The sequence below is a fragment of the Thiorhodovibrio litoralis genome (assembly GCF_033954455.1).
Lineage (GTDB): Bacteria > Pseudomonadota > Gammaproteobacteria > Chromatiales > Chromatiaceae > Thiorhodovibrio > Thiorhodovibrio litoralis.
This window is the reverse complement of sequence record NZ_CP121473.1, coordinates 4,306,454-4,326,048: the sequence shown is the minus strand read 5'-3', so window position 1 is coordinate 4,326,048 and position 19,595 is coordinate 4,306,454. Positions and strand designations below refer to the sequence as shown.

Annotated in this window: 29 protein-coding genes and 1 pseudogene; 23 read left to right on the top strand and 7 right to left on the bottom strand. The window is 60.4% G+C overall.

Features of this window, described 5'->3' with window-relative positions; all coding sequences use genetic code 11:
- Nucleotides 1–19 precede the first annotated feature (19 nt).
- The 3 genes from Thiosp_RS19705 to Thiosp_RS19695 form a co-directional block, all read right to left on the bottom strand.
- Nucleotides 20–277, bottom strand: coding sequence for a DUF4351 domain-containing protein (locus Thiosp_RS19705; protein ID WP_323696647.1), 258 nt, complete (start codon nucleotides 275–277; stop codon nucleotides 20–22).
- A 207-nt stretch (nucleotides 278–484) separates the two neighbouring features.
- Nucleotides 485–817: a type II toxin-antitoxin system RelE family toxin gene (locus Thiosp_RS19700; RefSeq protein WP_323696646.1), complete on the bottom strand. Its 333-nt coding sequence runs from the start codon at nucleotides 815–817 to the stop codon at nucleotides 485–487.
- Entirely contained in the window at nucleotides 804–1,055 is a 252-nt protein-coding gene (locus Thiosp_RS19695; RefSeq protein WP_323696645.1) for a type II toxin-antitoxin system prevent-host-death family antitoxin, read from the bottom strand. The genes Thiosp_RS19700 and Thiosp_RS19695 overlap by 14 nt, the downstream gene beginning before the upstream one ends.
- Nucleotides 1,056–1,196: 141 nt before the next feature.
- Between Thiosp_RS19695 and Thiosp_RS19690 the strand changes: the two genes are divergently transcribed.
- Genes Thiosp_RS19690 through Thiosp_RS19680 form a run of 3 tightly spaced genes read left to right on the top strand, consistent with a single transcriptional unit; the run spans nucleotide 1,197 to nucleotide 2,632 of the window.
- Nucleotides 1,197–1,373, top strand: coding sequence for a hypothetical protein (locus Thiosp_RS19690; protein ID WP_323696644.1), 177 nt, complete (start codon nucleotides 1,197–1,199; stop codon nucleotides 1,371–1,373).
- 6 nt (nucleotides 1,374–1,379) lie between these two features.
- Nucleotides 1,380–1,712 (top strand): hypothetical protein, encoded by a 333-nt coding sequence (locus tag Thiosp_RS19685; protein WP_323696643.1) that lies wholly within the window; start codon nucleotides 1,380–1,382, stop codon nucleotides 1,710–1,712.
- A 50-nt stretch (nucleotides 1,713–1,762) separates the two neighbouring features.
- Entirely contained in the window at nucleotides 1,763–2,632 is an 870-nt protein-coding gene (locus Thiosp_RS19680; RefSeq protein ID WP_323696642.1) for a hypothetical protein, read from the top strand.
- A 102-nt stretch (nucleotides 2,633–2,734) separates the two neighbouring features.
- Here Thiosp_RS19680 and Thiosp_RS19675 read toward each other — a convergent pair whose 3' ends face one another.
- From Thiosp_RS19675 to Thiosp_RS19665, 3 genes are all read right to left on the bottom strand, one after another.
- On the bottom strand, nucleotides 2,735–2,908 hold the full coding sequence (locus Thiosp_RS19675; RefSeq protein ID WP_323696641.1) for a hypothetical protein: 174 nt from the start codon (nucleotides 2,906–2,908) through the stop codon (nucleotides 2,735–2,737).
- Between the two features lie 315 nt (nucleotides 2,909–3,223).
- Nucleotides 3,224–3,526: a HigA family addiction module antitoxin gene (locus Thiosp_RS19670; protein ID WP_323696640.1), complete on the bottom strand. Its 303-nt coding sequence runs from the start codon at nucleotides 3,524–3,526 to the stop codon at nucleotides 3,224–3,226.
- Nucleotides 3,527–3,543: 17 nt separating this feature from the next.
- The gene (locus Thiosp_RS19665; RefSeq protein ID WP_323696639.1) at nucleotides 3,544–3,822 is read right to left on the bottom strand and encodes a type II toxin-antitoxin system RelE/ParE family toxin; all 279 of its coding nucleotides are present in this window, start codon (nucleotides 3,820–3,822) and stop codon (nucleotides 3,544–3,546) included.
- 94 nt (nucleotides 3,823–3,916) lie between these two features.
- Here Thiosp_RS19665 and Thiosp_RS19660 point away from each other — a divergent pair.
- From Thiosp_RS19660 to Thiosp_RS19585, 16 genes and pseudogenes are all read left to right on the top strand, one after another.
- Nucleotides 3,917–4,324: pseudogene (locus Thiosp_RS19660) on the top strand (glycosyltransferase family protein).
- Between the two features lie 160 nt (nucleotides 4,325–4,484).
- The gene (locus tag Thiosp_RS19655; protein ID WP_323696638.1) at nucleotides 4,485–5,435 is read left to right on the top strand and encodes a hypothetical protein; all 951 of its coding nucleotides are present in this window, start codon (nucleotides 4,485–4,487) and stop codon (nucleotides 5,433–5,435) included.
- A 226-nt stretch (nucleotides 5,436–5,661) separates the two neighbouring features.
- On the top strand, nucleotides 5,662–5,949 hold the full coding sequence (locus Thiosp_RS19650; RefSeq protein ID WP_323696637.1) for a hypothetical protein: 288 nt from the start codon (nucleotides 5,662–5,664) through the stop codon (nucleotides 5,947–5,949).
- 242 nt (nucleotides 5,950–6,191) lie between these two features.
- Nucleotides 6,192–6,863: a Uma2 family endonuclease gene (locus Thiosp_RS19645; RefSeq protein WP_323696636.1), complete on the top strand. Its 672-nt coding sequence runs from the start codon at nucleotides 6,192–6,194 to the stop codon at nucleotides 6,861–6,863.
- Between the two features lie 117 nt (nucleotides 6,864–6,980).
- Nucleotides 6,981–7,295: a nucleotidyltransferase family protein gene (locus Thiosp_RS19640; protein WP_323696635.1), complete on the top strand. Its 315-nt coding sequence runs from the start codon at nucleotides 6,981–6,983 to the stop codon at nucleotides 7,293–7,295.
- Nucleotides 7,292–7,816, top strand: a complete 525-nt coding sequence (locus Thiosp_RS19635) for a hypothetical protein (RefSeq protein WP_323696634.1) — start codon at nucleotides 7,292–7,294, stop codon at nucleotides 7,814–7,816. Before Thiosp_RS19640 ends, Thiosp_RS19635 begins: the two co-directional genes overlap by 4 nt.
- Before the next feature lie 159 nt (nucleotides 7,817–7,975).
- Entirely contained in the window at nucleotides 7,976–8,359 is a 384-nt protein-coding gene (locus Thiosp_RS19630) for a B12-binding domain-containing radical SAM protein (protein ID WP_323696633.1), read from the top strand.
- Nucleotides 8,360–8,399: 40 nt separating this feature from the next.
- Nucleotides 8,400–8,771: a hypothetical protein gene (locus Thiosp_RS19625; protein ID WP_323696632.1), complete on the top strand. Its 372-nt coding sequence runs from the start codon at nucleotides 8,400–8,402 to the stop codon at nucleotides 8,769–8,771.
- Nucleotides 8,758–8,949 (top strand): hypothetical protein, encoded by a 192-nt coding sequence (locus Thiosp_RS19620; protein WP_323696631.1) that lies wholly within the window; start codon nucleotides 8,758–8,760, stop codon nucleotides 8,947–8,949. The genes Thiosp_RS19625 and Thiosp_RS19620 overlap by 14 nt, the downstream gene beginning before the upstream one ends.
- A gap of 92 nt (nucleotides 8,950–9,041) precedes the next feature.
- Nucleotides 9,042–10,151, top strand: coding sequence for a glycosyltransferase family protein (locus Thiosp_RS19615; protein ID WP_323696630.1), 1,110 nt, complete (start codon nucleotides 9,042–9,044; stop codon nucleotides 10,149–10,151).
- 306 nt (nucleotides 10,152–10,457) lie between these two features.
- Nucleotides 10,458–11,027: a hypothetical protein gene (locus tag Thiosp_RS19610; protein ID WP_323696484.1), complete on the top strand. Its 570-nt coding sequence runs from the start codon at nucleotides 10,458–10,460 to the stop codon at nucleotides 11,025–11,027.
- Nucleotides 11,028–11,120: 93 nt separating this feature from the next.
- A complete protein-coding gene (locus Thiosp_RS19605; RefSeq protein WP_323696457.1) occupies nucleotides 11,121–12,578 on the top strand; it encodes a DDE-type integrase/transposase/recombinase in 1,458 nt (485 codons plus the stop codon).
- The gene (locus Thiosp_RS19600) at nucleotides 12,575–13,426 is read left to right on the top strand and encodes an ExeA family protein (RefSeq protein ID WP_323696456.1); all 852 of its coding nucleotides are present in this window, start codon (nucleotides 12,575–12,577) and stop codon (nucleotides 13,424–13,426) included. Before Thiosp_RS19605 ends, Thiosp_RS19600 begins: the two co-directional genes overlap by 4 nt.
- On the top strand, nucleotides 13,426–14,235 hold the full coding sequence (locus Thiosp_RS19595) for a DNA-primase RepB domain-containing protein (protein WP_323696455.1): 810 nt from the start codon (nucleotides 13,426–13,428) through the stop codon (nucleotides 14,233–14,235). Before Thiosp_RS19600 ends, Thiosp_RS19595 begins: the two co-directional genes overlap by 1 nt.
- 390 nt (nucleotides 14,236–14,625) lie before the next feature.
- Entirely contained in the window at nucleotides 14,626–14,874 is a 249-nt protein-coding gene (locus Thiosp_RS19590; protein ID WP_323696629.1) for a type II toxin-antitoxin system Phd/YefM family antitoxin, read from the top strand.
- Complete coding sequence (locus tag Thiosp_RS19585; protein WP_323696628.1) at nucleotides 14,864–15,001, top strand: type II toxin-antitoxin system RelE family toxin; 138 nt, start codon at nucleotides 14,864–14,866, stop codon at nucleotides 14,999–15,001. The genes Thiosp_RS19590 and Thiosp_RS19585 overlap by 11 nt, the downstream gene beginning before the upstream one ends.
- Nucleotides 15,002–15,016: 15 nt before the next feature.
- Here the strand turns inward: Thiosp_RS19585 and Thiosp_RS19580 are convergent, their stop codons facing one another.
- Nucleotides 15,017–16,291, bottom strand: a complete 1,275-nt coding sequence (locus Thiosp_RS19580) for an ISAzo13 family transposase (protein WP_323696627.1) — start codon at nucleotides 16,289–16,291, stop codon at nucleotides 15,017–15,019.
- A 225-nt stretch (nucleotides 16,292–16,516) separates the two neighbouring features.
- Between Thiosp_RS19580 and Thiosp_RS19575 the strand changes: the two genes are divergently transcribed.
- The 4 genes from Thiosp_RS19575 (at nucleotide 16,517) to Thiosp_RS19560 (ending at nucleotide 19,514) form a co-directional block, all read left to right on the top strand.
- Nucleotides 16,517–16,849, top strand: coding sequence for a hypothetical protein (locus Thiosp_RS19575; RefSeq protein ID WP_201063959.1), 333 nt, complete (start codon nucleotides 16,517–16,519; stop codon nucleotides 16,847–16,849).
- Between the two features lie 170 nt (nucleotides 16,850–17,019).
- Nucleotides 17,020–17,505 (top strand): hypothetical protein, encoded by a 486-nt coding sequence (locus tag Thiosp_RS19570; RefSeq protein ID WP_323696625.1) that lies wholly within the window; start codon nucleotides 17,020–17,022, stop codon nucleotides 17,503–17,505.
- A gap of 26 nt (nucleotides 17,506–17,531) precedes the next feature.
- The gene (locus tag Thiosp_RS19565; protein WP_201063956.1) at nucleotides 17,532–17,675 is read left to right on the top strand and encodes a hypothetical protein; all 144 of its coding nucleotides are present in this window, start codon (nucleotides 17,532–17,534) and stop codon (nucleotides 17,673–17,675) included.
- 438 nt (nucleotides 17,676–18,113) lie between these two features.
- Complete coding sequence (locus Thiosp_RS19560; RefSeq protein ID WP_201063954.1) at nucleotides 18,114–19,514, top strand: Fic family protein; 1,401 nt, start codon at nucleotides 18,114–18,116, stop codon at nucleotides 19,512–19,514.
- Nucleotides 19,515–19,595: the final 81 nt, after the last annotated feature.

Here is a 19,595-nt window from a genome sequence, read left to right as displayed (position 1 = left end):
CTAACCGCTCGCCCAGTTTTTAGTGGAGCACGTCATTGAGCGTCGGGGCGTCGAGAATGCGCTCAGACCACTCGAGTAATCTGTCTGGATCGGCTTTGGCGATGCGCGCGCGGGTGGCTTCATCCAGGGGGCCGAAACGGCGGGCCATCAGTTGTAAGAGTACCCCGGCTGCGCCCTGCTGCATGCCCTGCTGCATGCCTTCCTGCATGCCCTTCTTCAGACCCTGCTGCATGCCTTTCTCGATTCCAATGCGTTCAACCGAGGTGACGTATGGCATCTTGTTGTTCCTCTCCAGTTGTTCCAATTGTTGCCGCCCTCGCCCGCAGAGGAGACGCGGCGACGCCTGCTGGAACCTTGCAGTCGATTATTCGCCAATCTGGACTAGCGCGCGATTCTTTTGAATCAAAGGGGCACGAATTCATTTTCTAGGTCAAACCCTTCACGCTGCGGCTCGCGCCGATGCTCGTAAAAACCCACCCCAAGCTTAATTTTTATCCGATGCCATGCGTTCGACAGCGAGCCGATAGGCAACACCATCCTCACGTTTAGCGACTGCCATCACCATGACGATTAAAACTTCATCCTTGACCCGATAGATCAGGCGCCAGCCCTGTTTGCGCAGTTTGATCTTGTAGCAGTGATGCAAGTCGCCATGCAATAGGGAGCCCGGCACATGGGGTTGCTCAATACGCTTTTTGAGGGCTTTTCTTAACGGCTCCTTGACGCTGCCGTCCAAGGCTTCCCACTCGGCCAGCGCCTGCGGCACAAACTTCAAGCGGTACCGGGCGGCGGTCTTCTTAGCGTCAGATTTTGTCAATGTCGACCTCGATGGCTTGGTCTTCGGAAGCCAGGCGGCTGCGCACAAGTTCGACCAAGTCGCGGTCAGCGGCCTCTTCAACCAGCGCCTCAAAGAGCTTGGGGGTGATCATGTAGAAGGCCGGGCGATTGTGGTTGAGCACAGCCACGGGCTTCTCACCAGCAGTGCGCAGCACCTGCGCCGGGTTGCGTTTAAACTCCGACATGCTAATGGTGTAGTCGGCATAGATCGCTTTCATGGTCATTCCTCTCTAATGTGTCGGCTACAAATATAGCGCCAAATAAGGTGCTTTTTCAAGATAATTAATTACTTAGATGTCCCGTCCCGGGACATTGCCCACCAGGCCGCCGCCGCGCTGCGCGCCTATCACAGCGGTGATTTGGACGCGCTGCACGCGCTGGACCCGCTGCCAACCGGCCGCTTGGTGAACGACGTGATCCTGACCACCAGTGCTGACGCCTCTTTTCTGACCGAAGCCGCCTATCTTCAGCCCCTGCGCGCGTTGCTGGCCTTGCTCGCGCGCACCGGCGAGACCTTGCTGATCTATGGCGCCTAGGGCGAGATGGTTGATCAGATCACCCCTGTGCTGGCCGAGGCAACAGCTGTCCAGCTGCTTGGCTTCGCCGACCGTCGCCTGGCCGGCAAGACCCTGCGCCACTGGCCGATCGTCGGCCCGGAGGCCATCGAGCACCTGCAACCCGGCATCATCCTAATTGTCGCCGAAACCTCGGGGTCGGCCATCTATCGGGATCTTTACGCGCACCAAGGCCGCGCAACGCTCGTTCCCCTCTATGACCTAGCCGCGCGCCTAACCCCAGAGCGCCTCCAGAGAAAGCGCATAGTATTGAACAACCCATTGCTGGCAGAAGCCACGGCTCGCGCCAATGCTAGTTAAATCCCACCCCAAGCCGCCAACGGCGGAAGGGAATCGGCTAGACTAACGGCATGGACAGTGACATGCCTACCCCGTCAGACAAAGACCCGCTGCGCCAGTGGCATCGGGCCTTCGGCATTGCGCTGATGGATGTCTTCGCCGAGGCCCCCTGGGTCGTTGAGCTGGAACTGGAAATGGCCCTAAAAAGCCAATTGCTTGATGTTGCGATCATCGAATCGGCAGGCCAAGAGACACCTCGCCAGGAACCGCCCGAATTGCCCGATGGCCTGGAGAACCTGCGCGCGCACAACCTGCTGACGTACAAATCCCATCACGAAGCGCTCACCGCCTGGGTGCTTGACGAACTGACCGGGCACTACGTTAATTACCGCAAGCAGCGGGTTGCAAACGATGGCAAGCGCCATCCGCCCGATGCCTTTGGCCTGTATGCGGTGGCCGCACGCTACCCCGAGCAGCTCACGCACGCGCATCCGTTGCAACCCACCAACTGGGACGGCGTCTATGACCTGCCCTGGGGCGGTCATGTGGTGCGGGTCATCGTGCTCAACCGCATTGAACCGCACCCGCGCAACGCCGCATGGGAACTCTTTGCCAGCGAACAAGATCGGATGCGCCAAGGGCTGGCGCACTACCGCGCACGCCACACGCATGCGGAAGACGAGGGCTACTGGGAGCTGCTCGAACACCTGTATCGACTCTACCGACGCGAGGAGCCTGACATGGCCTACACGATGAAACAATTTCTGCGCGAGACCCACGAGATGGTCATCAACGAGGCCATCCGCAGCGATCCCGAAGCGATTCTCAAGCGGTTTGACCCCGAGGACCGGCTCCGGGGGCTTGATCCCGAGGATCGGCTCCGGGGGCTTGATCCAGCCACCATCGAAGCCTGGCTGGCTAAACTGCGGCGCGATCATTGAGAATAAAAAAATCAAAGGACCCAGATCCGAATGACACTCATGCAGGCGCAAAAACCGAACCCGTCCCTGATGTATCCCCACATAATCAGCCTTGCAGGGTGGCTAGGCGAGCAGCGCGTCATGATCGTTCGCGACCCATTCATCCAGTAGCCCGATGGCATCAACCAGTTCCTCGAGCGTGCGTTGGCAGCTTTTCAGCGTCACCAACAGGCGCGCGAGAAAGACCCGCGAATAGGCGCGGCGTTTGCGGCTGCCGGGGCCCATTCGCTGATGCACGCCAGCATGTTCTGCCACGCTGACAAAATTGCGTGGGCATGGGACTTGACGTGTCGAGCAATTTCTCAGTTGGGCAACGGCACCGGGTCGGTAATGTTGACTAACGCGACGCAGGGCAGGCGATGGCGATTTTGCAGCAACCCCTGTTCGAGTGGCTTCAGGCCCCGGAGCAACTGTCTATGCGCCGGGCCTTTGCCGCCTGGTTCGGACGCGTCTTTCTGCCCAAGAGCCTGCCAAACGTGTCACGCCCACCGATGGGCGATTTACCAGAGGTGTGCCACTGGTGCAGGGTAACCATGGAGAAAGGAGGTTCGATCATTGTGGTGGGGCGTGGATTTGAGAACTAAGCAGCTGGATCGGTGGGCGATTTTGCTTCTGCTTGGCTCGCCAAAGATCATAAGCGGATTGCATGCGCAGCCACATCGCCGCATCAATTCCAAGCCAATCTTGAAGGCGTAGAGCCATGTCGGCACTGATGCTGGCATGGCCATTCAGAATTCTTGATAAAGCGGCGCGTGTTACTCCGAGTTGTTTCGCTCCCTCTGTGATGGTGACCGCTTCGGGCCAGCCATCCTTGAGTATTTCGCCGGGGTGGGCAGGGTTATGCATAGAATTCATGACTCGTCGTTCCTCAGTCAATGGTAGTCCAGATAATCAACGAGTTCTGGTTCTTCGCCAACAAATCGAAAGATTACGCGCCAATTCCCGTTGACGGAGATAGACCAGAAGCCAGAAAACTCGCCTGACAAATGGTGCAAGCGCCAAGCAGGAAAACCCATGTCTTCTGGACAGGTTGCCGCGTCTAGGGCAGATAACTGAGCGCGCAGGCGTTTGGCGTGGTGCGGTTGAATGCCAGCCTTGCTGCCTGTTCGGTAGAAGGTTTCAAGCCCTTTGTGGCGAAAACTTCGGATCATGGCGTCATGGTATAGCGTGACTATACGGTATGCAACTTGGGGTGAGACATTTGCGCTGTCGCGAATTTTGGACAATTAAGGACGGGGACCGAGCATGATCGCAGCCTGGCCGGATTTCACTAGCAGGCCATGGCGATCATCACCGCAATGGGGTTGGGATCACCACCCGACTCTGCACCGTCGGCATCGCGGCTTTCCCGAGCAGGATGAATTGGTAAGCATTTATCACCAGGCGCGAATCGTGGTCAACACCTCATTCAGCGCCGATGGGGAAGGGCGCCCGCAGACCAAGCTCCGGCATTTCGAGGTGGCCGGCTGCGGTGCGTTTCAGCTGGTGAAGGACAATCCGGAATTGCGCGAGCTGTTCGAGCCCGACCGGTAAATGGTCTTCTACCGCGATATGGCGGAACTGGAGGCCAAACTGCGGTATTACCTGGAGCACGATGAGGAGCGGGAAGCCATCGCCGCCGCCGAGCGGCTGACCGACCGGTACCATGGCTGAGAATCACCCCGCTTGATGCGCGCCTGACGCCAGAGCGCCTCCAGAGAAAGCGCCGAATATTGAACAACCCATTGCTGGCAGCAGCCACGGCTCGCGCCAATGCTAGTTAAATCCCACCCCAAGCCGCCAACGGTGGAAGGGAATCGGCTAGACTAACGGCATGGACAGTGACGCGCCCACCTCGTCAGACAAAGACCCGCTGCGCCAGTGGCATCGGGCCTTCGGCATTGCGCTGATGGATGTCTTCGCCGAGGCCCCCTGGGTGGTTGAGCTGGAACTGGAAATGGCCCTAAAAAGCCAATTGCTTGATGTTGCGATCATCGAATCGGCGAGCCAGGAGACGCCTCGCCAGAAACCGCCCGAATTGCCCGATGGCCTGGAGAACCTGCGCGCGCACAACCTGCTGACGTACAAATCCCATCACGAAGCGCTCACCGCCTGGGTGCTTGACGAACTGACCGGGCACTACGTTAATTACCGCAAGCAGCGGGTTGCAAACGATGGCAAGCGCTATCCGCCCGATGCCTTTGGCCTGTATGCGGTGGCCGCACGCTACCCCGAGCAGCTCACGCACGCGCATCCGTTGCAACCCACCAACTGGGACGGCGTCTATGACCTGCCCTGGGGCGGTCAGGTGGTGCGGGTCATCGTGCTCAACCGCATTGAGCCGCACCCGCGCAACGCCGCCTGGGAACTCTTTGCCAGCGAACAAGATCGGATGCGCCAAGGGCTGGCGCACTACCGCGCACGCCACACGCATGCGGAAGACGAGGGCTACTGGGAGCTGCTCGAACACCTGTATCGACTCTACCGACGCGAGGAGCCTGACATGGCCTACACGATGAAACAATTTCTGCGCGAGACCCACGAGATGGTCATCGACGAGGCCATCCGCAGCGATCCCGAAGCGATTCTCAAGCGGTTTGACCCCGAGGACCGGCTCCGGGGGCTTGATCCCGAGGATCGGCTCCGGGGGCTTGATCCAGAGGATCGGCTCCGGGGACTTGATCCCGAGGACCGGCTCCGGGGACTTGATCCCGAGGACCGGCTCCGGGGACTTGAACCAGCCACCATCGAAGCCTGGCTGGCTAAACTGCGGCGTGATCATTGAGAATAAAAAAATCAAAGGACCCAGATCCGAATGGCACTCATTTAAGCGCAAAAACCGAACCCGTCCCCGTTTTCTGCCGTCGCGTTGGTCTGCCGCTGGCGGCGGAGTGCGGCTTGCTGGTGGGATGTTGATGGTTCGTTGCGAGGGGAGATTTATGGCCAGTGGAAGGTCGCTACGATAGTGCTGTTGATACGTTTTTTAAGTTTTTGAATATGCTGGGGCAGCCATGAGCGAAGCAACCTTTAGGTTCCAAGTCGATGACGTCCTTAAAGATCAATTCACGCGGGCAGCTAAATCTTGTGATCAGAACGGGGCACAGCTTCTTCGGGAATTCATGCGCGAGTTTGTGCGACAGCATCAAGAGACGTCCGAACATGAGGATTGGTTTCTCCGCCAGGTAAAAATCGGATTGGATTCAGCGAACGCCGGCAAATTGGTGCCTGCAGCTGAGGTGGAGGCGAAGTTTGCAGCTCGACGCGCTGCAACGCGCCGTCAACTTGATGCATCTGAATGATGGAGTTGTTTTGGACGCCGCAGGCGATCAGAGACTGCGATGGTGCGCTATCCTAACGAATGAGTTTCGCCCACCCGACCACCAACGTCGCCACCATGCAGGCGCTGTCGCGCCGGATGTGCTAACCAAACATCTCAATAGAGCAAAATGTGGTATTGAAGACATGCAGCATGAGTACTCCCAGTCTTATGCATAAGGGCGGGGTAAGCACGGCTGGTGACGCAAGTGGCTTAGCAGTCGCCGTGCATGATCCAACCGCCTGGCTTGAAAATGGCGACCACCTCACCCGCGAGGAATTTGAGCGCCGCTATCAAGCGATGCCCAGACAAAGAAAGGCTGAATTGGTCGAAGGGATTGTGTATACGGCATCGCCCTTACGCTACCGCCACCATGCATGCCCACATAGCCAGATCATGACCTGGCTCGGCTACTACGCCGCCGCCCTGCCTGCGGTGGAAGTTGCCGATAATGCCACTCTGCGGCTTGATGCCACTAACGAAGTGCAGCCAGATGCCCTGATGCGCATTGACGAACGCGCGGGTGGTCAATCACGGATGACCGAGGACGATTATCTTGCCGGCCCGCCGGAGCTGATCGTCGAGGTCGCCAGCAGCAGCGCCTCTTATGATCGGCACGAAAAAATGCGCGTCTACTGCCGCAACGGCGTTGCAGAGTATGTGCTATGGCAGGTCGAGGACCAGCGCCTTGACTGGTTTTTTCTGACAGATGGCCGATACCTATCCTTGGATGCTGACCAAAACTGCACCCTCAAAAGCCAAGTGTTTCCAGGTCTGTGGCTAAACGTTTCCTCACTCCTTGAGATGAAAATGCAAGACGTGCTAGCAACCGCGGCGACCGGCCTAAAAACCCCGGAACACAATGCCTTTAAGGACCAACTCGCGGCTAGGCTCTAGGCACCCGCCTGGGAGCGCCCCCGCCGAGTTGGAGGCCTGGTTCGACGCCCACCAGCTGCCGACGAAAGCCGATTGAGCGATGATCTGATTCGCACGGGGCCGACGGAAATAAACTCGATGCGCTTGAATGCCGAACAACGCCAGACGATTCACCGCTTGACCCGCGAGCAGCTTGGGGAGCGCGTGCGGGTGCAGCTCTTTGGATCACGGCTGAACGATGCCGCTTATGGCGGTGATGTGGATTTGCTCTTGCGTGCAGAAACGCCCGTTTCGCTCGCTCAAAAGGCTGATCTGGGTTGGCAACTGGAGCTGGAACTAGGGCTGCCAGTGGATATTGTGGTGATTGATCAACAAGGGCCGCGCAGCGCCTTCGAGCAGTTGGCGCTAGCTCGTGCGCGTGACATCCCGCCAGTTCAGGAGGATGTTAGATGAACGCCGAGTCCGCGGAACACTTGTATCTGGCCGAACAACTCACCGCACTTGAGCGCTGCGCCTACTTTGCGCTGCTGGTCGATGGTAAAGTCACTTGGCCTCTGACGGTAGCAGCCTTGCGCGAACATCGCCTGGATGGCGACTGGTTCGAGCCATTAGCCGCGTTGAATGAACGCTTTGCCAAACTGCAGGATGTGTTGGGTTCAGTCATGCGTCATACGGCGTTCATGCTGGCGGAACCCGCGCCGACATTTTTAAGTGTCCTGGTTTTTTTTGAGAAGCACCGCGTGATTACCTCGGTGGCACAATGGCACAGAGTGCGAAAAATGCGTAACCAAGCGGCCCACGACTATGATCTTCAGCCGGCTGTCACGGCCGCGCACTTCAACCAAATTCATGCGGAATTGCCGGAACTGGTGCAGATTGCTGCGCGGTTAGTGTCTTTCTGCCAGCAATGGCTGGATTGCCGCCCGCTGGATACTGAACTCCATGAGGTGTTGGAGCGCGCCTTAAGAGCATGATCAAGCAAGTAAAGAACGGGACGACGCGCGAGCGGTGGCTGCGACCGCATTGGACATCTGCTCTATCGCGATCGTGGAGGCGGTGGCCCCGAGCGCATCGTCAAAGCACCGGCTGCCGCGCTAGCGCCGCTGGATGATCTCCCCTGGCCGGAGCGGGACATGCTGCCGGCGGAGCATTATTTCGACCAGGCCGGTGGGCTCGGGCGGCCACAGCTGCAAATCATGACCTCGCGCGGCTGCCCCTGCGGCTGCATTTTTTGTGTGTGGCCGCAGATGGTTTACAGAGGCCATTCCTACCGCCGTCGCGATCCGAAAGACGTGGTCGATGAGATCGAGGCCAATCTCGCCAAGGTCGCCTATCGCAGCTTCTATGTCGATGACGATACCTTCAATATCGATCGCCGCCATGTGCTGGCTTTCGCGCGGGAGTTGCAAGCGCGCGGCATCACCGATCTGCCCTGGGGCGCCATGTGTCGCGCTGATCGCATGGATGAAGAGCTGCTGACGCAGCTGAAGGCCGCCGGTCTGCACACGGTCAAATGAAAAGACCATCGCGCTCGCGACGCCCCTGCCGGCGGACAGCGTGCAGTTCTCCATCGCCACGCCTTTTCCCGGTACCAAGATGTATGACCACTTTGTGGCGAAGGGGTGGCTCCAGGCGGGAGACTGGGAGCGCTTTGATGGTGCCGGCAAGGCGGTGGCGCGCACCGATACCCTGACGCAAGAACAGCTTGAAGCCTATGTGCCACGCGGCTACCGCGATCGGCTGGTCGCGCGGGCGCGCGAGCGGATTCTGGACTCGGCCGCATTCCGTGCCTGGCTGCGGGAGCGGATGACGCAGGCTTTTCCTGACGGATCAACGGTTTTGGTAGCGCAAAGCGCCCACCATGGACGGGACGATGCGACCCTTATGAGCGCCGGCCGAGATCATGCCGTCCCTGATGCCCGCCCCTGAGGCGCGCGCGAGCGGCCGCATCTTGATGGTCGGCGCGCTGTCGATCCGCTTTGTGCGCGACAACTGGGTGGCACCGCTGCGACAGTCCTATGACGCCGCCTTTGTGGATATCGCGCCGCTGCGCAGCGCCTATTCCCGTGAGTTGACGGAACAGTATCTCTGCCGGCTGATTCAGTAGGGCGGCTTCGCGCAGCTGTTTTTCTATTCCGAATCGGTACAGGCCGAGTTTAGCGATACTTTTTCGAGCGGGCACGCGGGGCCGGTCTGGAGGTGATCGCTTTTCACGCCGATGACGACCCCGAGGTCTGGTTTCAGCAGAACGCCGCCTGCGATCATCGCTATGATCGCATCTACTCGCCCTCGCGCGCCGGGGTGGAGCGGCGTCTGGCGCTATCCCGCGCGGGAGACTGCCGGGCACAGGTCGCGTATCTGCCCTGGGGTTACAACCCGGCGCTGTTTCATCCTGGCTCAGGTGCCGCCGCTCCGGCGGGCAAGCGCTATGACGTGGTGTTTGCTGGCGCCAACATGAGCCAGCGCAATAACCCCGAGCACTATGTGCGCGAGGGCTGGGATCGCCAGCAGACGCTGGTCGAGCTTGATGCCATTTGTCAGCGGCAAGGGATTGACTTTGCGCTCTTTGGCCATGGTTGGGATCACCACCCGACCCTGCACCGCCGGCATCGCGGCTTTCCCGAGCAGGATGAATTGGTAAGCATTTATCACCAGGCGCGAATCGTCGTCAACACCGGTTTCAGCGCCGATGGGGAAGGGCGCCCGCAGACCAAGCTGCGGCATTTCGAGGTCGCCGGCTGCGGTGCGTTTCAGCTCGTGAACGATAATCCGGAACTGCGCGCGCCCCCGCTGTGCAACCTGTTGGTCCGGCCCCATCAGGCCGCCGCCGCGCTGCGCGCCTATCGCAGCAGTGATTTGGATGCGCTGCGCGCGCTGGACCCGCTGCCAACGGGCCGCTTGGTGAACGATGTCATCCTGACCACCAGTGCTGACGCCTCTTTTCTGACCGAAGCCGCCTACCTTCAGCCCCTGCGCGAGTTGCTGGCCCTGCTCGCGCGCACCGGTGAGACCCTGCTGATCTATGGCGCCCAGGGCGAGATGGTCGATCAGATCACCCCAGTGTTGGCCGAGGCAACAGCTGTCCGGTTGCTTGGCTTTGCCGACCGCCGCCTGGCCGGCAAGACCCTGCGCCACTGGCCCATCGTCGGCCCGGAGGCCATCGAGCACCTGCAACCTGGCATCATCCTAATTGCCGCCGAAACCTCGGGGCCGGCCATCTATCGGGATCTTTCCGCGCACCAAGGCCGCGCGACGCTCGTTCCCCTGTATGACCTAGCCGCGCCGGTGTGGAGCGTGCTGCTGGCCTGAGCAGACGCGCGATCTGATGGGTGGATTCCACATTGCGGTCTGCCGCGCCTTAGTGCAATCGCGCTCATAGAGTAGCCGCGTTAGACGCCATTTTGCGGCGTAACGCCCGGCCTGGTCTCCCCGCCGTTGCTGGGTGAGCAGGTGCACCGCGGTGACGGGCTGAGCCTGAGCAGACTATTTGCGGGAATCGGCCGCGATTCTGAGCAAATTCAGTGAGGGAAAACAAAAAACCCCCTCAAACAACTTGACGCAAGTTGCCCGAGAGGGCTGTCTCCGAATTTCGCCAAAAACCAGGAGACAGTCCCAGTGTGTCACGCCTTTCTTGCCGACACGAACTTTTACCACCTGCTCACCCGGATCGACGAGTCGATTGCCGAGGAAGTCCGCGCGGGCGGCTGTGACTGCGGTGGTGCGTTGCACAGCGCCCGTTATCCGCGTAAGCCCCGAGGTGTTGTGCGTGGCGTCTTGGATGAGAGCTACCAGAGCCGTCTGAGTTTCTGCTGTGCCGCGGACGGGTGCCGGCGGCGCAGCACCCCGCCTTCCGTTCGGTTTCTGGGCCGCAAGGTCTATCTCGGGGTCATCGTCGTGCTGATTTCCGCCCTGCATTGCGGGCTGAGCGCATCGCGTCGCCAGCGCTTGATCAAGACGCTCGGTGTCACCGTCCAAACCCTGCGGCGGTGGCAGCACTGGTGGCGTGAGCAGTTTGTGCAAACCCGCTGCTTTCGATCCTTGGCTGGTCTGTTGATGCCGCCGATCGCCACCGAGCACCTGCCAGGATCCCTGCTGGAAAAATTGAGCGCAAAAGCGTTGTCCGAGCGCGTCGTGCAACTGCTGATATTGATCGCCCCGAGCACGACAGCGACAGGCTCGCTGTAGGGCAACGCCAACCCGCAGAAGACCTCATCGCGCCGCTGGGCGGCGCCTTCTAGACTCCCGGTGATGTGTGAAACAACTGGGAGGTGAAGACGAATGTCCGATGACAACGGCCTCGGTGATCCCGATGGTTGGGCGCGGTTGCGCTTTGCCATTATTGGTCCTTTATTGGCTGATCCTGCGCCGGCGAACGCGCTGGGCGCGCGGCTGAAGGCGCTAGCGGCCAAGTCATGGCGTCATCCGGTGACTGGGCGGGCGGTCAGTTTTAGCTTTGGGACCTTGGAGCGCTGGTATTACCTCGCACGCGATGCCCAAGACCCGGTGACCGCACTGCGCCCGCGCCGGCGCAGCGATGCCGGGGAGCAGCGCGCGCTGAGCCCGCGCCTGATGGAGGCCGTACAGGCGCAATACCGCGACTACCCCGGTTGGACGGTGCAGCTGCATTACGACAACCTCGCCGCCTTGTGCGCGGGCGATGAAACCCTGGGGCCGCTGCCCTCCTATGCCACCGTGCGCCGCTTCATGAAGCGCGCGGGCCTGCACCGCCGGCGTGTCCCGGCGCGCAAGACACCCGGGGCCGAGCAGGCCGCGCGGCGCCTGGAGGCCTGCGAGGTGCGCAGCTATGAAGCCCAGTATGTCCATGCCTTGTGGCATCTGGACTTTCATCATGGCTCGCGCAACGTCCTCACCCGGGGTGGCGTCTGGGTCAAGCCCCTGCTGCTGGCGGTCATCGACGATCACTCGCGCCTGATCTGCCATCTGCAGTGGTACCTCGATGAGACCACCGAGACCTTGGTGCATGGTCTGGGACAGGCGTTGCACAAGCGCGGGCTGCCGCGCGCCCTGATGAGCGATAACGGCGCGGCAATGCAGGCCGAGGAATTCACCGCCGGATTGCATGCGCTGGGCATCCTCCACGAGCCGACCCTGCCGTACAGCCCGTATCAGAACGCCAAGCAGGAGCGCTTCTGGGCCACGCTGGAAGGCCGCCTGATGGCGATGCTTAAGGGGCTGGAGGAGCTGAGCCTGCAGCGGCTCAACACCCTCACTCAGGCGTGGGTGGAGCAGGAGTACCACCGCAAGGTCCACAGTGAGACCGCCGCCACGCCGCTTGCGCGTCTTCTCGATGCGCCCAACGTGGGGCGCCCCTGTCCGGACAGCGAGCAGGTCCGCGCCGCTTTTCGTTGTCGCGTCCAACGCCGTCAGCGCCGCAGCGATGGGACGCTCAGCCTGGCGGGCAAGCGCTTCGAGGTGCCGGCGCGCTTGCGTCACCTTGAGCAACTGCATATCGCTTATGCCCGCTGGGATCTGAGTGCTGTGGACGTGGTTGATCCCCACTCGGGCGCCATCCTCTGCCGCCTCTATCCCCTCGATAAAGCCGCCAATGCCTCCGGGCAGCGTCGGCGCCTTGAGCCCGCCGGCGCACCGCCACCGCCATCACAACGCGCCACGACGCTGCCACCGTTGCTGCGCGACTTGCTCGCCGAGTATGCCGCCACCGGTCTGCCGCCGGCCTATCTGCCAAAACACGATGACCTGGAATCCAGTCGATGAACAAGACCCTGCTGGCCCTCTATGGACTGAAGTTCAATCCGTTCTCCCCGGAGCTGCCGACGGCGGCACTGCATCGCAGCGCGCCGGTGGAGCAGTTTTGCTGGCGCATCGAGCAGAGCCTGATCCGCGAAGGCGGTTTTGCGCTCATTCAAGGTGATCCGGGTACCGGCAAGAGTGCGGTACTGCGCCTGCTCGATGAGCGTCTGCGCCAGCTGCCCGATATCAGCGTTGGGGCGCTCACGCATCCCAGCTCGAAGGTGGCGGACTTCTACCGCGAGATGGGCGATCTGTTCGCCGTTGACCTCAAGCCCCATAACCGCTGGGGTGGCTTCAAGATCCTGCGCGAGCGCTGGCTGGCGCATCTGGAGACGACGCTGTTGCGCCCGGTGTTGCTCATCGACGAGGCGCAGGAGATGCATCCGACGGTGCTCAATGAGCTGCGTCTGCTGACCTCCATGCAGTTCGATTCGCGCACGTTGTTGAGCGTGATCCTGGCCGGCGATGGCCGCCTGGCGACCAAGCTGCGCCGTGAGGAGTTGCTGCCGCTGGGCAGTCGTATCCGTACGCGCCTGAGTATGGAGTATGCCAGTCGCGAGGCGCTGGTCGCCTGCCTGGAGCATTTACAACACAGTGCCGGCAATGCGAGTCTGATGAGCGCAGGGCTGATGAAGACGCTCGCTGAGCATGCGTTGGGCAATTATCGCGTGCTCACGACCATGGCGGCAGAATTGCTGGCGCAGGCTGCTCGGCTCGAACGCGCGCAGCTCGATGAACAACTCTACCTTGAGGTGTTTGGTTCAGCGGCGGGCAACGCCCGCCAACGCCCGAGTGCCAGGGCGGGCGCCTGATGAGCCGCTTGAGCGCTGAGCGCCCGCACCAGGCCATGACAGCGGCAAGACACACCGCCGTGATGCTTGAGGCATGGCACGACGCTGGCATCGTGCGTGCCGATTTGGCGGTGCGCACCGCCAAGGCGACGATGCTGTGGTTCCATGATCGCTCTTTGGATCAGCTTCCGTTGGGGCTGGCCAGAGCGCGCAATGTCCAACAGGCCGATATTTATATCCGTCCAGCCCGCGGCTATCCCTGGCCAATGGTGTTTCTCGATGATGTCGCACGGCCGATGGCGCAGCGCATCGCTCGGCACTATGCGGCCCTGGTGGTGCAGACTTCGACGCTCGGGGGCTGCCACCTGTGGCTACGGCTGACCCGCGCGCTCGATGAGGCGCAGCGCTGTGATGTGCAGCGTTGGCTGATCCCGCGCGTTGGCGCCGATCCGGGCTCGGTCTCCGGTGAGCACCTCGGTCGGCTCGCCGGGATGAAGAATGCCAAGCGTGGCGGGGAGTGGGTCAATGTCCTTCGGCGACCAAGCCCGCAGGAGCGCGTCTGGGATCCAACTCCGGCCTTGCCAACGATGGCTCCGGCTCCGCCGCCAGTCGTCAACTGCGCTCCACGGGCGCGCTTATCCACCGGGGATCCGTCCGAATCCGCCCGCGAATGGGGCTGGGTCTGCGGCGCTCTTGAGGCGGGCCTTGCACCGACCACGGTCTACCAGCGCTTGCTCGAGCGCGCGTCCCCGCGTCGCGGAGCCGATGCCGAGCGCTATGCCCGCTACACCCTCGCTCGCGCCATTCGCCAGAGCGCTAGAGGCAACTGAACCCGCTGCGTCTCTCCCCCCTCAGGGGGGGAGCGTGGTTCACGATTCCGGCTTCCCGCTGTCGGCCAGTAACGGCCCCCGTGATCCCACACGCATTCCATGTCCTTCAAATGGCTTGGAAATGGGTCCCGCAATTATCGTGATTACGCTCAACGGGCGCGAAGGGGTTGGTCTCCTCGAGCAGCGCCTCGAGCTGGTCACGATAGTCCATGATCTTGGCGACTTTGAAATTGCCGCAAAAATATCTTGCCGCTCGCGCCCGGCTGGCTAGTCGATTAGACTTCCTGAATCTGACTAGTCCATGCAACCATGGAAACCCGGTCATGCCTTATCCGCACCTCGCCGAGTGAGGTTTTCTCCCTAGCTGTCCTCAGTATCAGGAGGATATTCATGTCGCATCTTGTTCTGTCTCGTGTGGCCGCGAGTATCTCCGAACTCAAGCGCAACCCCATGGAAATTCTCGCGGCTGGTGAAGTTGAGCCGGTTGCCATCCTCAATCGAAACAAACCGGCTTTTTATTGCGTGCCAGCCGATGTTTTCGAGGCGCTGTTGGAAAAGCTTGAGGACCTGGAGCTTAACGCTACCGCTGATGCGCGAGCCAGCCAAAAAGAAATTGTGATCAGTCTGGATGAGCTTTGAGCTTCGCTTCAAGGAAGACGCGCTCAATGAGTGGCGACGCCTGGATGGTTCCATTCGTGGGCAGTTCAAGAAAAAGCTCGCCGAGCGTCTTGAGAATCCTTACCTGCGTGGCCATCCTGCGGAATAACGGCAAGGTAACGATTCAATAATTAGCTAAACAACTGTATGCATCGAAACCATTCGCATCAACAACGTAATTCCATCCGCCAAGAACCGTATCATGGCGAATAAAATTGTCTTTAATGCTGCGGAAAGTCTCAGAACAAGTGCGGCCGATCTCATAGCATTGATCAAGGATCTGGCCGACCACGTGCAGACCGGTTTTCGTTCGGGTCTGCTCCAGGGTCGAGAGCGCCTTCTGCGGGGTGTCGAGGATGACGCCGCGCCAGCGTCGTTCGATCTGGCTGAACAGACGATGCTCGATGGGGTTCCATTTGGAGGTGTAGGGCGGATAGTGGGCAATGCGCAAGCGCAGGCCGAGCCGCGCGGACAGGTCGATCAGATCTTCTTTGAAGCGCAAGGAGCGAGCGGCATTGGCGCCGCCGCAATCGAACAACAGCAGCGCTTCGCGCGCGCTGGGGTAGAGGGTTTGGAAGCACGTGAGCCAAGCCAGCGCGATGGCGTCACAGACGAAGGCGCTGGTCTCGCGCGAGGTACCCAGCGTCATGAAGGCGAGGTTGCGCGCGCAGTCGTAGACCCCGTGCGGCACTAACACCCCATCGGCCAAATGGCGAAAATCATGGTCATAGACATATTGCTCCTCGCTGCTGTAGCAGGTCCCACGGCGATGCAGCGCGCCGAGCAGTTCTTTCTTTTTGGTATCGACACTGAACACCGGGATGTCTTGTTGGTATGCCTGGCGGCGCAACTCGGCAATGTAACGAAACTGTGTGTCGCGCTCTTGGGGGTCAACCACGCCGGTGACCAACTCCTTGCGCAATGCGCGCGGGCGAAAGCCCGCTTGCTCCAGCCAGGCCGCGGCGGTGTTGCGGCTGATGGCGATGCCGCGCTCAAGCAGTTCCTGCGCCAGGCGCCCGGGATTGAGATCGCTCCAACGCACCCGCTCATCGGTGGGGCTGCCGGCACTGTGGGCCTCCATAACCTCTTTGAAGGTCTCTTCAGCCCCCGGGTCGGTTTCCAGCCGCGGCGGGCGCCCCGCTCCCGGGCGACGCACGCGCTGCGGGTCACCACTCGGGCGTTGCGGGTGGTCGCTATCAAACTCCTCAAGCTCGCGCAAACCGCTATGAACGGTGGCGCGACTCATCCCCAGCACCCGGGCGACATAAGCGACGCCGCCATAGCCGATCTTTTCCGCTTCAACTGCCGCGTACCGGCGTCGATGATCTTCCGGTAGCGAGCGACTGTAGCGACGCATCAGCTGTTCATGTGCTGGACCGTAACCGGGAAATTCGTTCATGATAGCCGCTCCTGAAAAGATTCCACGAACGAAACGAATGCTCGCATCGGACGGCCTCTTTTTCAAGAGGATACAGCTCTTGCAAGAAATCTTTCTGAGGAAAGATGTTTAAGTCTTTAATGAAGCGTTCCAAGGTGTCGAAAAGCCGCCGCAAACAGTTTCAGCTAACGGTGCTGAGTCCGGTGTTTGACGCGATCGAAGAGGCTGTTCGGAGCCTCTATCTGCATGATGAACTGCGCTGGCCTCAGGGCATGGTCACGGCGGCGTTTCCAGGATTTCTCAAGGCCGAATGGCGCGGGCCAGATCGGCCTGACCATGCTGACAGCCGCGCGCGAGCAAGGCCTGGTTATCGTCGCCGTGGTGGACTGTAATCCGAAACTCCACGGGCTGCTATTACTCGACTACAGAATCATCAGCCTGGAGGAGGCCATGCGCCTGGATTGCGATGGCTATCTGGTCGCCTCGGTTGCCTTTGCGCGGGCGATAGAAGAGACGATCAGGCGATGCTACGAAAATCTGCATCTCCGAGTTCCGACCGTTCTGGCGTTGGGCGGATGATGCGTTCTGCCGAGCGCGCTGGCGAACGAATAGGGCTGTCTGGATTCTCGGTCTGCTGCCCCGCGTTCGATCTTGCTTCGTTGCCGATCGGCCTCCGGTGCCTAACCCAGGGCTGGTAAGATAGGATTCGCACTGCACCATTTTCATGATGCTCCAAGGAGACCACAACCATGGCCCTTGCCCAAGAAGACCTCAACCTCATCAAGCAGGAAATTGGCGACTACGTCAAAGACAATCTCAGCGACTGGCTGGTTGAGCAAAGCCTTGGCAAGCCCCCGGTTGTCTATGAGATCGAATTGCGTGAGCGCATGGTGCGCGTTGAAGAAGAGCTCAAAAACCAGCGCGAGTTGATGCGTGAAGGTTTCAACCAGATGGAGAAGCGCTTCGAGCAAGTTGAAAAACGCTTCGAGCAGGTCGACAAGCGATTCGAGCAGGTCGATAGGCGCTTCGAACAGATCGATAAGCGCTTCGAACATGTCGAAAAACGGTTCGAGCAAATCGATAAGCGCTTCGAGCAAATCGACAAGCGCTTTGAGAGTGTGCAGCAAGATATCCGAGGGCTACAGCAACGCATGGATAGTTTCATGCGATGGTCGTTCGGCATCACGATGGGCACCGGCGGCCTGGTCGTCGGGATCCTAAGGCTTTGGCCCTAGAGGCGAGCAGCGACGCAGGGCAGGCGATGGCGATTTTGCAGCAAGCGCTGGTCGGTTGGCTTCAGGTCCCGGAGCATCTGACTCTGCGCCGCGCCTTTGTCGTCTGGTTCGGACGCATCTTTCTGCCCCAGCTCCTGCCGAACGTGTCACGACCACCGATGGGCGATTAAAGCGGCGCGTGTTACTCCGAGTTGTTTCGCTCCTTCTGTGATGGTGACTGCTTCGGGCCAGCCATCCTTGAGTATTTCGCCGGGGTGGGCAGGGTTATGCATAGCATTCATGACTTGTCGCTCCTCCGTCAATGGTAGTCCAGATAATCAACGAGTTCCGGTTCTTCGCCAACAAACCTCACAAGTCGGCATTCACTGTGCAGGCCGAGTCATGCTTGGTGTAAACGCGCGTCGAACAGTCGGGGGAGCGCTGAAATTGACATGGACTGGCGAGGCAGGTCAACGTTAAGAAAAATCCTGCATAATGGTCCATATTTAAGAAAAACGCGCTTCAGTTAACAAAATTTGGCTTCCGTCGGCTACCAGCATCTTTGCGAGACCCTTAGGATCTCGGCGTTTTCACCGAGCTGTCCGGCCCGGGTTGCGCCCGTGTCGCGGGTGACGCGTACCGCCGAAGCCCTGTTGGTGCCGGCGCCCGTTGCACCGACGGCGGACCAGCCGCTCGACCAGTTACTGTTTGCGCTTAAGCATGAAGGGGTCAATCTGCAGATCCTGGCCCAGGCGCTCAAGCAGATCCCCGAAACCGACTTGCTTCAGCGGTTGCAGGCCACGCCCTCGAGTCGCTATGTGCGGGTGCTGGGGTTTCTGTGGGAGGCCTTTCAGGGACGCGAGTTGGCCGGTGACTGCGCGATCGCGGGGCCGACCGTCGACCTGTTTGATGCCCAACGCTATCTAACCACGCCAGGCCAACGCAACGCACGCTGGCGCGTTAACTTCAACGGGCTGGGCTCGCTGCAGTATTGCGTGACCGTCGAGCGCACACCGGAGATTGAACAGCGACTGGCTCTCGACATTCTGGGCCGGGCCAATGCCTTTGTGGAGGCGCTGGGTCAGCTGGCAACGGATCGGGCGCTTGCCTGGGCCTATCTGCACGAGACCGAAAATTCCTTCGCCATCGAGCGCGAGACGCCGTCCCAGGACAAGGCCGAGGCTTTCGTGGCTCTGTTACAACAGGCTCATCAGCCACGACAGATGGACGAGGACTATTTGGTCGAACTGCAGAATGCGGCTATCACGAATCCGTTTGATCGAGCGGCGGCCTACCGCCATGAGCAGAACTGGCTGCGCGGACCGCTGCGGGGTGCGGCCGGCATCACCTATGTGCCGCCGCCGCCCGAGCAGGTGCATGAACTCATGGACGGCGTGTTGGGGTTCGCGAATACCCTGCCGAAGGTGATCGACCCACTGGTCGCGGCGGCCATCGCCGCCTTCGGCTTGGTTTTCGTTCACCCCTTCATGGATGGCAACGGGCGCCTGTCTCGCTTTCTATTTCACTATGCGCTCTGCCAATCCGGGCGTTTGCGCCATGGGTTGCTGTTGCCTGTCTCAGTGGCGATGAAACGCAACGAGGCGGCTTACCTTAAGGCCTTACAGCACTATTCCGCGCCAATGCGTCGCCGTTGGGAGGTGCGCTGGCTCGGCGATGAGACCTACGATTTTCGCTTCCGAGGGGACGCGTCGCTTTATCGCTATTGGGATGCGACAGCGGTCGTGGAATTCACCCTCGACATGGCGCGTCAGGCACTGGAGAAGGACTTGCGCGATGAGACCGCGTTTCTGCAGCGCTATGACCAAGTGTATCGCTGTATCGATCAGCGTTTCGATGTGCGAGGAAATGTGCTCACCACACTGGTCATCGGTGCCCTGCAGAATAAAGGCAAGGTGTCGAAAAACCGCCGCAAACAGTTTCATCTAACGGTGCCGAGTCCGGTGTTTGACGCGATCGAAGAGGCTGTTCTGAGCCTCGACCCCGGATCAGGCTCGGCCCGCCTGGGATGATGAGTAACGATGATGGCGAAAAGATCCAGTATCCGCTGGCGATCCCAATCCCGCTCATTGAGGAGCCGCATTAGGCGCCAT

What these genes read in the sequence shown, in the direction of transcription:
- Thiosp_RS19565 (WP_201063956.1), top strand. Translation starts at nt 17,532, where the DNA reads ATGGCGATTTTGCAGCAAGCGCTGGTCGGTTGGCTTCAGGTCCCGGAG.
- Thiosp_RS19650 (WP_323696637.1), top strand. Translation starts at nt 5,662, where the DNA reads ATGAGCGAAGCAACCTTTAGGTTCCAAGTCGATGACGTCCTTAAAGAT.
- Thiosp_RS19640 (WP_323696635.1), top strand. Translation starts at nt 6,981, where the DNA reads ATGCGCTTGAATGCCGAACAACGCCAGACGATTCACCGCTTGACCCGC.
- Thiosp_RS19685 (WP_323696643.1), top strand. Translation starts at nt 1,380, where the DNA reads ATGGTTGATCAGATCACCCCTGTGCTGGCCGAGGCAACAGCTGTCCAG.
- Thiosp_RS19580 (WP_323696627.1), bottom strand. Translation starts at nt 16,291, where the DNA reads ATGAACGAATTTCCCGGTTACGGTCCAGCACATGAACAGCTGATGCGT.
- Thiosp_RS19665 (WP_323696639.1), bottom strand. Translation starts at nt 3,822, where the DNA reads ATGATCCGAAGTTTTCGCCACAAAGGGCTTGAAACCTTCTACCGAACA.
- Thiosp_RS19705 (WP_323696647.1), bottom strand. Translation starts at nt 277, where the DNA reads ATGCCATACGTCACCTCGGTTGAACGCATTGGAATCGAGAAAGGCATG.
- Thiosp_RS19635 (WP_323696634.1), top strand. Translation starts at nt 7,292, where the DNA reads ATGAACGCCGAGTCCGCGGAACACTTGTATCTGGCCGAACAACTCACC.
- Thiosp_RS19670 (WP_323696640.1), bottom strand. Translation starts at nt 3,526, where the DNA reads ATGAATTCTATGCATAACCCTGCCCACCCCGGCGAAATACTCAAGGAT.
- Thiosp_RS19585 (WP_323696628.1), top strand. Translation starts at nt 14,864, where the DNA reads ATGAGCTTTGAGCTTCGCTTCAAGGAAGACGCGCTCAATGAGTGGCGA.
- Thiosp_RS19590 (WP_323696629.1), top strand. Translation starts at nt 14,626, where the DNA reads ATGTCGCATCTTGTTCTGTCTCGTGTGGCCGCGAGTATCTCCGAACTC.
- Thiosp_RS19605 (WP_323696457.1), top strand. Translation starts at nt 11,121, where the DNA reads ATGTCCGATGACAACGGCCTCGGTGATCCCGATGGTTGGGCGCGGTTG.
- Thiosp_RS19595 (WP_323696455.1), top strand. Translation starts at nt 13,426, where the DNA reads ATGAGCCGCTTGAGCGCTGAGCGCCCGCACCAGGCCATGACAGCGGCA.
- Thiosp_RS19680 (WP_323696642.1), top strand. Translation starts at nt 1,763, where the DNA reads ATGGACAGTGACATGCCTACCCCGTCAGACAAAGACCCGCTGCGCCAG.
- Thiosp_RS19600 (WP_323696456.1), top strand. Translation starts at nt 12,575, where the DNA reads ATGAACAAGACCCTGCTGGCCCTCTATGGACTGAAGTTCAATCCGTTC.
- Thiosp_RS19695 (WP_323696645.1), bottom strand. Translation starts at nt 1,055, where the DNA reads ATGAAAGCGATCTATGCCGACTACACCATTAGCATGTCGGAGTTTAAA.
- Thiosp_RS19620 (WP_323696631.1), top strand. Translation starts at nt 8,758, where the DNA reads ATGCCCGCCCCTGAGGCGCGCGCGAGCGGCCGCATCTTGATGGTCGGC.
- Thiosp_RS19570 (WP_323696625.1), top strand. Translation starts at nt 17,020, where the DNA reads ATGGCCCTTGCCCAAGAAGACCTCAACCTCATCAAGCAGGAAATTGGC.
- Thiosp_RS19655 (WP_323696638.1), top strand. Translation starts at nt 4,485, where the DNA reads ATGGACAGTGACGCGCCCACCTCGTCAGACAAAGACCCGCTGCGCCAG.
- Thiosp_RS19575 (WP_201063959.1), top strand. Translation starts at nt 16,517, where the DNA reads ATGATGAACTGCGCTGGCCTCAGGGCATGGTCACGGCGGCGTTTCCAG.
- Thiosp_RS19630 (WP_323696633.1), top strand. Translation starts at nt 7,976, where the DNA reads ATGCTGCCGGCGGAGCATTATTTCGACCAGGCCGGTGGGCTCGGGCGG.